Genomic DNA, 10,046 nt, shown 5'->3' on the forward strand with positions numbered 1-10,046 from the left:
GTGGGACCAGCAGAACAATGAAAATCAGCCCGCAGCGAGGGGGCCGGTCCGAATCAGACCCCGCTACGGCGGGTTACTACGAGAAGAATCTGCCGTGTGGCTGCCTGCGCGGTCTGCGCAGCAGCGGCCGCGCGGTCGCGGTCAGCGACTAGCAGCGCGGCAAAGCGGTCGGCGGGATTCGGCACGGAATCGAGGATAGGGCGATCGTCGCGAAACCGCAACTTGCTTTCCGCCTCGACGTGTCTACTCGTGAGTACCATCACCGCAGCTCAGCGCGTACGCGCTCGGCGCCCGGTACCGTGGTCGCATGGGTACGGTCTTCGCGATGACGATCCCCGGGCTGGCGGCGCTGCTGGTCCTGCTGGCGCTGGTGGAAGTGGTCGTCAACCGGCTCACCGGCACCCGGATACTCCCCTGGACCCGCAAGCGCACCGGCCCGGCGGTGGCGGCGACCGGGTTCGAACATCTGACCGCGATGTTCCAGGGATCCAAGCAGCACGAGTTCGAGCAGCGGCAGAGCACCCTGATGCACCGGGAGACGCCGTCGGAGGGCGCGCCGCCCCGGGATCGGGTGGACCTCACCGGTGGCTCGGCCACCCTCGTCGTTCGCGGCGAGTGACCCGTATTCGCTAGTCCCCCAACGGTTTCCGGTCATCAGCCAACCGCTCGACCACGGCCAGCGCCCGCGCCGAACCGTCGACGTCGACCTGCAGACGCAGCCCGTCGGGACGCGGACTCGTGCGCAGCACCACCTTGTCGCCCGCCATCACCGGGCCGACGTGCTCGACGATCGCCCGGTACGGCAGTTCGTGCCGGTCGGGGTGCGCGGCGAGGGCCTCCTCCACGGCTTCCCAGTAGACGGCGTTGTTGACATGGCCCAGCCGGTCCACGTCGGTCACCCGCAGCGGGAACGGCACCGCCTCGACATCGAGGTCGTCGAGTTCGCTCAGCGCGGCCCGCCAGCGCAGCCGGTGCTCGGTGGTGCTGGCCAGCATGGGCGCCATGAACGCGTCACTCATCCGGGCGGGCCGTCCGGCCACGGGGTCGATGTGGATGAGGAACGCCGCGGCCTCGATGTGCCCGCCGCGCTCGCCTTTGAGCTGAATCCGCATGTCGCACCAGCGATTCGACAGCGCGTCGGCCCACCGGCGTAGCTGCACGCGGTCACCGAACTCGATCGGCTCGTAGACATCGATCACGGTGCGCCGCACGATCCACGCCTGATGGGCGTCCCCGTCCTCGACCGCGTCGAGGTGGTCGAACCCGATGTCCTGTAGATACCGGGCCACCGCGTCGAGCCGCAGCCGGTCCTGCCCGTCGGTATCGCCGAGACGCACCGGCCACGACGCCGCGAAGGCGCAGGTGATGTCGGGGCACTCGGGCAGCGGGGTCGCGATGACATCGGCGCTCATACCGCCGATGCTGCCATACCTCGCGCGCGAACCGAGGACGCATCTCCGGCCGGGCCGGGACTACTCCGCCCCCTCGGCGGCCTGCTTGATCCCGTCGACGTGGCCGGCCCACATCGCGCGGGCGTGCTCGGCCTCGGCCGGGCTCGCGTTGTTGTCCTGACTCAGCGACAGGTGGGTTCCGGTCGCGACGCCGGTCAGCTCGTAGGTGAGCGTGTGATAGCTCTCGGGCCGGTCGGGCGCGCCGCTGAGCGGGCTGTAGTGGGTGAGTTTCAGCAGTCGGCCGGGCTCGACGGCCAGGATCTCCCCTTTGTCCTCGTACGCGGTGCCCTCGTACTCACCCGTCCAGGTGATCGGGCTGCCCGGCAGCCAGTCGGTCGACACCTCGGCCCCGAACATGAACCGGCGGATCTGCGCCGGGTCGGTCAGCACGGCCCAGACCCGGTCGGGCGAGGCGGTGATCTCGGTATCGGCGGTAGCGACGAATCCGGTCATAGCACTCAACTCCTTCGGTCTACCCTCACCACCCTACGACCGCGCGGTCGGCGACGTCTTGGACAAAGGCGCCACCTGTCGCCAGGTGTACTCGTATTCCGGCACCGCGAAGCCGGCGTCGAACCGCGCGATCCCGGCGTCGGTGCGCTGCCAGCCGCGGTGCTCGTAGAAGGCGATCGCCGCGGTGTTGGCGCGCAGTACCTCCAGGTAGACCGGCCGATCGGGGAACTCCCGCGCCGACCAGGCCAGGCCCGCCTCGATCAGGGCCGTACCGATCCCCCGGCCGAGCAGGCCCGGCCGGGCATGCAGGTTGTCCAGCAGCACGCGACCGTCCGGCATCGGGCGCAGGTAGACGAACCCCACCAGCTCGCCGTCGTCCTCGGCCACCAGCAACCCCGGCGTCAGCGCGTCGACCAGGATCGTCCGCCAGCGTGCGGCCAGGTCGGCGGGCATCGGCCCCGCCAGATACTCCGCGGGCAGCATCCCGGCATAGGCGACCCGCCAGCTGGCGGTGTGCAAGGTGGCGACGGCCGGCGCGTCGGCGACTCCCCCTGGTCGAATCAGCATCCGGTCATTCTGCCGACCGGGTCACGGCGGCGCCACCGCGTCACCTCGCCGTGGCGCCGCGCCGGGTGACCGCGTTCAGTGCGCCGCCGAATCCCAGCTGCGTCCGGTGCCGACCGAGACCGTCAGCGGAACCGAGAGCTCGATAGCGGACGACATCTGTTCCCGGGCAAGGGCTTCCAGCGTTTCACGCTCACCCTCGGCGACCTCGAAGACGAGTTCGTCGTGGATCTGCAACAGCATCCGGGAGCGCAGGCCCGCCGCGCGAATCGCGGTCTGCACGTTGATCATCGCGACCTTGATGATGTCGGCCGCGGTGCCCTGGATCGGCGCGTTGAGCGCCATCCGCTCGGCGGCCTCGCGGCGCTGGCGGTTGCTGGAATCCAGGTCGGGCAGATAGCGGCGACGACCGAACAGGGTCTGGGTGTAACCGACCTTACGGGCCTCGTCGACGACCTCCGACAGGTAATCGCGGATGCCGCCGAAGCGGTCGAAGTAGACGTCCATCTGCTCCTTGGCCTCGGCGGTGCTGATCTTCAGCTGGGCCGAGAGGCCGTAGGAGCTCAGGCCGTACGCCAGACCGTAGGACATGGCCTTGATCTGGCGGCGCATCTCCGGGTTCACCTCCGACAGCGGGATGTCGAAGGCCTTCGACGCCACGAAGGTGTGCAGGTCCTCGCCGGAGTTGAACGCCTCGATCAGGCCCGCGTCGCCGGACAGGTGCGCCATGATGCGCATCTCGATCTGGCTGTAGTCGGCGGTCATCAGCTCGGCGTAGCCGGGACCGACGACGAAGGTGTCGCGGATCTGGCGGCCGGTGTCGGTGCGGATCGGGATGTTCTGCAGGTTCGGCTCGGTCGAGGAGAGCCTGCCGGTGGCGGCGATGGTCTGGTTGAAGGTGGTGTGCACGCGTCCGTCGTCGGCGACAGACTTGAGCAGGCCGTCCACGGTGACCTTGAGCCTGGTCGCGTCGCGATGCGCGAGCAGGTGCTCGAGGAAGGCGTGGCCGGTCTTCTCGAACAGCGACTCCAGCGCGTCGGCGTCGGTGGTGTAACCGGTCTTGGTGCGCTTGGTCTTGGGCATGTCGAGCTCGTCGAACAGCACCACCTGCAGCTGCTTGGGCGAGCCGAGATTGATCTGCTTGCCGATCACCTCGTAGGCGGAGTTGGCCGCCTCGGTGACCCGGTCGGCGAACTGACGCTGCAGCGATTCGAGCTGGTCGACGTCGACGGCGATGCCCGCCTCCTCGAGCGTACCGAGCACGCCGAGCAAGGGCAGTTCCATCTCGTGCAGCAGCGCGGTCGACTCGATCTGGGCCAGTTCCTGGTCCAGGGCCTCGGCCAGGTCGGCGACCGCGCGGGCGCGCAGCATCTCCTCGCGGGCGATGTCGGCGGCGACGGTGTCCTCGTCGTCGAGCAGCGAGAGCTGACCCGAGTCGCCGGTCTCGGCGCGCAGTTCGCGCTTGAGGTAGCGCAGGGACAGGTCGTCGAGGTTGAAGCTGCGCTGGCCCGGGCGGACCAGGTAGGCGGCCAGCGCGGTGTCGCTGGTGAGCCCGGCCAGGGTGAGGCCGCGCCCGCGCAACGCGTGCTGGGCAGCCTTGGCCTCGTGCAGCGCCTTGGGGACGGCCGGGTCGGCCAGCCAGGCGCCCAGGGCCGCCTCGTCCTCGGTACTCAGCGCGGTGAGGTCGATATAGCCGCCCTCACCGTCGGCGGCCGCGATGGCCAGCGCGCGGGCGTCCCCGTGTACCGGGGTGCCGGTGCCGACGATCGAGAGACCGTGGCGGACACCGGCTTTCGCATGCTCGGCCAGCCAGTCGGCGACCGCGCCCTGCTCGAGGGCGGCGCCGCTGATCTCGAAGCCCGCTTCCGCCTCCGGTTCGGCGGAGCCGAGGGTTTCGAACAGCCGGTCGCGCAGCACCCGGAATTCCAGGTCGTCGAAGAGCTGGTGGATCTTCTCCCGGTCCCACGGCGCCTGGGCCAGCTGGTCGGGGGTGTAGGGCAGCGGCACCTCGCGCACCATCTCGGTGAGCTGGCGGTTGAGCACCACGCTGGACAGATTGGCGCGCAGTGAGTCGCCGACCTTGCCCTTGACCTGGTCGACCTTGTCCACCAGGGTGGCCAGGTCGCCGTACTCGCGGATCCACTTGGCCGCGGTCTTCTCGCCGACGCCGGGGATGCCGGGCAGGTTGTCGCTGGGGTCGCCGCGCAGCGCCGCGTAGTCGGGGTACTGGGCCGGGGTCAGACCGTACTTGGCCGCCACCTCGGCCGGGGTGAAGCGGGTGAGGTCGGAGACGCCCTTGCGTGGGTAGAGCACGGTGACGTCGTCGTTGACCAGCTGGATCGCGTCGCGGTCACCGGTGACGATGAAGACCCGGTAGCCCTGGGCGACGGCCTGGGTGGTGAGCGTGGCGATCACGTCGTCGGCCTCGTAGCCGTCGATCGCCATCACCGGGATACCCAGCGCGCCCAGCACGTCCTTGGTGAGTTCGACCTGACCGCGGAACTCGTCGGGCGTCGCGCTGCGGTTGGCCTTGTATTCTGGGTACGCCTCGGTACGGAAGGTCTTGCGGGACACGTCGAATGCCGCGGCCACGTGGCTGGGCTTCTCGTCGCGCAGCAGATTGATCAGCATCGAGGTGAAGCCGTACACCGCGTTGGTGGTCTGCCCGGTGACGGTCTTGAAGTTCTCCGCCGGTAGCGCGAAGAACGCGCGGTAGGCCAGCGAGTGCCCGTCCAGGAGCAGCAGCGTCGGCCGCTCACCCCCGGAGACGGTGGTCGTTGTCGATGCCTGAGCAGTCGTCGGTGAACTCACCCGGATGAGTGTAGGGACCACCACCGACACGGGCGAACGCCGCCGCGCCGATCGCAGGAACCACACCCCCGCCGCCGCACCGACCACCGCCACCGCACCGACTACTGCCACCGCCCCGCCCGCGCCGCACTGCCCCGCCCCGCCCCGCGCCGCGCCGGCACCGCACCGCACCGCACCGCACCGCACCGCACCGCACCGCACCGATCATTGCCCCGCCACCACGGCCCGACCCCGAGGAGGGCCCCGCCGCGCAGCGGCGGGTCGCGGCCGTCCCGCCGATCGGGCGCCGTTGCGTAGGCGACGAAGGAGCAAGCAACGGTGCCCGATCGGCGGGACCGAGAGGCCGCGACTCGAGCGCGCCAGCGCTCCAGCAACTCAGTGCCCGAGGTAGGCGGACATGACGGCGGGATCGGTGAGCAGCGCCGCGCCCGCACCGGTCTTGGTGACCTCACCGGTTTCCAGGATGTAGGCGCGGTCGCTGCGGGTCAGGGCCTGCTGAGCGTTCTGCTCGACGAGCAGGACCGTGGTGCCCTGGCGGTTGATCTCGCTGATGATCTTGAAGATCTGCTGGATCACCATGGGCGCCAGACCCATCGACGGTTCGTCGAGCAGCAGCAGCTTGGGCCGGGCCATCAGGGCGCGGCCGATGGCCAGCATCTGCTGCTCACCGCCGGAGAGGGTGCCACCGACCTGCTTGCGCCGCTCGGCCAGCCGCGGGAACAGCTCGAAGATCCAGTCCAGCGTCTGCTGGTACTCGGCCTTCTGCTCGAACGGCCTGCCGTAGCAGCCCATGTCGAGGTTCTCGGCCACGGTCATGCCGGGGAACACCCCGCGGCCCTCCGGCGCCTGGATCAGGCCCTGGACCACCCGGTCGTGGGCCTTCATCGTGGTGATGTCCTTGCCCTCGAACAGAATCCGGCCCGAGGTGAGCGGCAGCAGGCCCGACAGCGCGCGCATGGTGGTGGTCTTGCCGGCGCCGTTGGCACCGAGCAACGTCACCAGCTCGCCCTGTTCGACCGACAGCGAGATCCCGTGCAGCGCTTCGATTCTGCCGTAGTTCACGACCATGTCGCGCACCTCGAGCAGCGGCACCGACTGGTCGGCGACGACCTCGGGTTCCTCCCGCGCCGCCGCCACCACGGTGTCCGGTGCCCGGGTGTGCGCGGCTTCGGCCACGGCGGCGGCGCCGGCTCCGTCCCGGACCTCCTCGATGGTGTCCGCGTCCGGCACACCGAGGTAGGCGGCGATCACGGCCGGGTCCTCGCGGACCTCGGCGGGCAGGCCGTCGGCGATCTTGCGCCCGAACTCGAGCACCACGATCCGGTCGGTCACGCCCATCACCAGGCGCATGTCGTGCTCGATCAGCAGGACGGTGTAGCCGTCGTCGCGGATCTTGCGGATCAGCTCCATCAGCGCCGACTTCTCGCTGGGGTTGAAGCCGGCGGCGGGTTCGTCCAGGCACAGCAGCTTGGGCTCGGTCGCCAGCGCTCGCGCGATCTCGAGCCTGCGCTGGTCACCGTAGGACAGGTTGCGGGCCTTCTCCACCGCTCGCGGCGCGATGCCGACGAACTCGAGCAGCGCCATGCCGCGTTCGATCGCGTCGCGTTCCTCCCGGCGGTGCTTGGGCGTGCGGAACACCGCGCCGGGCACCGAGGTGCTGTGCCGGGCGTCGGTGCCGACGACCACGTTCTCCAGCGCCGTCATCTCGCCGAAGAGCCGCACGTTCTGGAACGTGCGCGCGATGCCGAGGCGGGTGATCTCGTTGCGCTTGGTCTTGGCCAGCGGCCGCCCGTCGAAGTGCACGCTGCCACCGGCCGGCTTGTAGACGCCGGTGATCGCGTTGAAGCAGGTGGTCTTTCCGGCACCGTTGGGGCCGATCAGGCCGAGGATCTCGCCGCGGCGGATCTCGAAGCTGACGCTGTCGAGCGCGGTCAGGCCGCCGAACTTCACCGTCAGCCCGTCGGTGCGCAGCAGCGGTTCGCCCACCGCGGTCTCGATGTCGCGGTGCGGGGCGACCACATCGGCCACGGTCTCCGCGTCGCCCAGGGCGGGCAGCACCGCGGTGACGTCGACCTCGCCCGCCGGTTCGACCTCCGGCGCGGGCTTGTACCCGGCCGACATGTCCTCGTTGTCGTACAGCGCGTCTCCCGCGCCCGGCCCCGTCATCGCCCTGCTCCGATCGGTTCGGCCGCCGGCTTGCGCACGACCGCCTGGTACACCTGTCTGCCGTAGGTGAGCAGTTTCTGCCGCACCGGGAACAGACCCTGTGGCCGCAGAATCATCATCACCACCAGCGCGATGCCGAAGTAGAGGTACTTCAGGTCACCGAGATTCTGCGCGCCGCCCTTGCGGTAGAGCAGCACGCTACCCAACAGCAGCAGCCCGAAGACCACCGCGAGGATCGAGACCGTGATCACCCCGCGCCGCACCCACACGCCCAGCGCGTCGCGACGCCACCGCCACAGCAGCCACAGCCCGACCAGCAGCGCGATGTCGAGCCCGAGCAGCAGATAGCCGGTCGACTCGCTCGACACCAGCTGCACCGACTGCAACCGCATCGGCAGATAGGCGATCAGGAACGCGCCGACGATCACGCCGAGTTTGTTGCCCGAACCGCCGAGCACCACCGCGCACAGGAACAGCATCGACAAGATGATGTCGAACTGCTTGGGGTTGACGTAGGTGACCTGACCGGCGTACATGGCGCCGGACAGACCGCCGACGGACGCGCCGATCACGAAGGCCCACAGCTTGAACTTGAAGGTCGGCACGCCCATGATCTCGGCGGCGTCCTCGTCCTCGCGGATGGCGACCCAGGAGCGGCCGACGCGGCTGCGCTCGAGGTTGCCGATGACCAGCAGCACCACGACGACCAGCGCCATGCCGAGCCAGAACCACCAGGTGCCGTTGTTGGCCCGCTGCAACGGATTCGCACTGTCGGGATCACCGAGGTTGCCCGGGGAGAAGTAGCCACCGGGATGCGCTTCGGATTCGCCGACCTGCGGGTAGGCGATCTTGGACAGGCCGAGGCTGCCGTTGGTCAGTTCCTCGAGGTTGTCGGCCATCAGGCGCACGATCTCACCGAAGCCCAGCGTCACGATCGCCAGGTAGTCACCGCGCAGGCGCAGTGTCGGCGCGCCGAGCACGAGGCCGGCGAAGGCGGTCAGCGCGACTGCGATCGGCAGGCAGGCCAGCCACGCCCAGCTGGGATTGAGCCAGCCGCCGTCGGTCTGGTTCCACGGACTGTTCGGGCTGGTCAGCAGGCCGACCGTGTAGGCGCCGACGGCGTAGAAGCCGACATAGCCGAGGTCGAGCAGGCCGGCCTGGCCGACGACCACGTTCAGGCCGATCGCGATCAGCGCGTACATCGCGAACTGCGCCATCACGCCGCCGAAGCTCACGCCGGGGGTGTCGATCAGCGGGGGCGGGTACAGCGGCAGGATCGCCAGCACGGCGATGATCGGCACGCCGACGGCCCACTGGCCCGGCCGCGAGAGCCCGTCCCACCAGTCGCGGATCGCGTCGCCGAGGCCGTGCCGATCCTGGTTCTTCACCGGGGTTTTCGTCGTGTCGGTCATGCGCGCGCCCTCCCCAGGCTCTCGCCGAGGATGCCGGTCGGCCGGAACATCAGCACCGTCACCAGCAGGACGAAGGCGACCACGTCACGCCATTCGTTGCCGAACAGGATCTGTCCGTACTGCTCGGCGACGCCGAGGATCATGCCACCCAGCAGCGCGCCGCGCAGGTTGCCGATGCCGCCGAGCACCGCGGCGCTGAACGCCTTGATACCGAGGATGAAGCCGCCGGAGAAGATGATGCCGGTGGGGATGTAGAGGGTGTACAGCATCGCGGCCGCGCCGGCGAGCAGGCCGCCGATGAGGAAGGTCAGCACGATGACCCGCTCGCGCGAGACACCCATCAGGGTCGCGGTGTCGGGGTCCTGGGCGACCGCGCGGATGGCGCGGCCGAACTTGGTGCGGTTGATGACGATCTCGGTGGTGACGGCGAGCACGATGGCCGCCGCGAAGATCACCAGCGCCACATTGGTCACCTGCGCGCCGAGGAAGGTGAACTGTACCTTCGGCTCCACCAGCCGGATGCCGGTCTGGGCGTTGGAGCCGCCGAGGCCGGGCTTGATCTTGGGCAGGATGTAGTGGACGAACTCCTGGATCACGAACGACATGCCGATCGCGGTGATCAGGAAGGCCAGGGGTTTGGCTCCGCGCCTGCGCAGCGGCCGGTAGGCGACTCGTTCCAGGCCGACCGCGGCGATGCCCGAGACCAGCATGCCGAACAGCATCGCCAGACCGAGATAGACCACCGTGAGCAGCACACCCTGGGAGTACGCGTTGCCGCTGGGGGCGAAGCCGAGCAGCTCCAGTCCCACATAGGTGCCGAACATGCCGAGCATGAAGATCTCGGAATGGGCGAAGTTGATCAGTCTCAGGACGCCGTAGACCAGCGTGTAGCCGACCGCGACCAACGCGTAGATCGACCCGTAGGTGAGACCGTCCACGGTCAATCGCCAGAACTGGTCGATCACCCCGGAGACGTTGAAATCGATGGACCCCTCGGCCAACAGGGTCACACCGAGCGAAGCCGCTGATGTCATGATTTCTCTCGCGTCAGGCGAGCGGTGGGGGGGGGGGGGGGGCCCCCCCCCCCCCCCCCCCACGGGGGGGGGGCGGGGGAGGGGGCAACCACAAAATGGTTGTTTGGGGCGGGGCCCCGCCCGCCCCCCCCGTGGAGGGGGCGGCGGGGCGGGCG

8 protein-coding genes and 1 pseudogene are annotated in these 10,046 nt (G+C 69.5%); 1 reads left to right on the forward strand and 8 read right to left on the reverse strand.

Going from position 1 to position 10,046, the window contains the following annotated elements; translation table 11 throughout:
- Positions 1 to 307: 307 nt before the first annotated feature.
- The gene (locus ACIO52_RS29075; protein WP_218716659.1) at positions 308 to 619 is read left to right on the forward strand and encodes a DUF6191 domain-containing protein; all 312 of its coding nucleotides are present in this window, start codon (positions 308 to 310) and stop codon (positions 617 to 619) included.
- Positions 620 to 629: 10 nt separating this feature from the next.
- Here the strand turns inward: ACIO52_RS29075 and ACIO52_RS29080 are convergent, their stop codons facing one another.
- The 8 genes and pseudogenes from ACIO52_RS29080 to ACIO52_RS29115 form a co-directional block, all read right to left on the reverse strand.
- The gene (locus ACIO52_RS29080) at positions 630 to 1,412 is read right to left on the reverse strand and encodes an acyl-[acyl-carrier-protein] thioesterase (RefSeq protein WP_402648308.1); all 783 of its coding nucleotides are present in this window, start codon (positions 1,410 to 1,412) and stop codon (positions 630 to 632) included.
- A gap of 60 nt (positions 1,413 to 1,472) precedes the next feature.
- Entirely contained in the window at positions 1,473 to 1,904 is a 432-nt protein-coding gene (locus ACIO52_RS29085; RefSeq protein ID WP_402648311.1) for an SRPBCC domain-containing protein, read from the reverse strand.
- A 33-nt stretch (positions 1,905 to 1,937) separates the two neighbouring features.
- Entirely contained in the window at positions 1,938 to 2,471 is a 534-nt protein-coding gene (locus ACIO52_RS29090) for a GNAT family N-acetyltransferase (protein ID WP_402648314.1), read from the reverse strand.
- A 75-nt stretch (positions 2,472 to 2,546) separates the two neighbouring features.
- Positions 2,547 to 5,279: a DNA polymerase I gene (polA, locus tag ACIO52_RS29095; RefSeq protein WP_402648317.1), complete on the reverse strand. Its 2,733-nt coding sequence runs from the start codon at positions 5,277 to 5,279 to the stop codon at positions 2,547 to 2,549.
- 375 nt (positions 5,280 to 5,654) lie between these two features.
- On the reverse strand, positions 5,655 to 6,347 hold the full coding sequence (locus ACIO52_RS29100) for an ABC transporter ATP-binding protein (RefSeq protein WP_255587159.1): 693 nt from the start codon (positions 6,345 to 6,347) through the stop codon (positions 5,655 to 5,657).
- A gap of 189 nt (positions 6,348 to 6,536) precedes the next feature.
- Positions 6,537 to 7,445: pseudogene (locus tag ACIO52_RS29105) on the reverse strand (ABC transporter ATP-binding protein); the annotation flags it as partial.
- Complete coding sequence (locus ACIO52_RS29110) at positions 7,442 to 8,857, reverse strand: branched-chain amino acid ABC transporter permease (protein WP_316574071.1); 1,416 nt, start codon at positions 8,855 to 8,857, stop codon at positions 7,442 to 7,444. The pseudogene ACIO52_RS29105 and the gene ACIO52_RS29110, both read right to left, overlap by 4 nt.
- Positions 8,854 to 9,891 (reverse strand): branched-chain amino acid ABC transporter permease, encoded by a 1,038-nt coding sequence (locus tag ACIO52_RS29115; RefSeq protein WP_218716851.1) that lies wholly within the window; start codon positions 9,889 to 9,891, stop codon positions 8,854 to 8,856. The genes ACIO52_RS29110 and ACIO52_RS29115 overlap by 4 nt, the downstream gene beginning before the upstream one ends.
- Positions 9,892 to 10,046 lie beyond the last annotated feature (155 nt).

The sequence above is a fragment of the Nocardia sp. NPDC087230 genome, from assembly GCF_044744725.1.
GTDB lineage: Bacteria > Actinomycetota > Actinomycetes > Mycobacteriales > Mycobacteriaceae > Nocardia > Nocardia canadensis.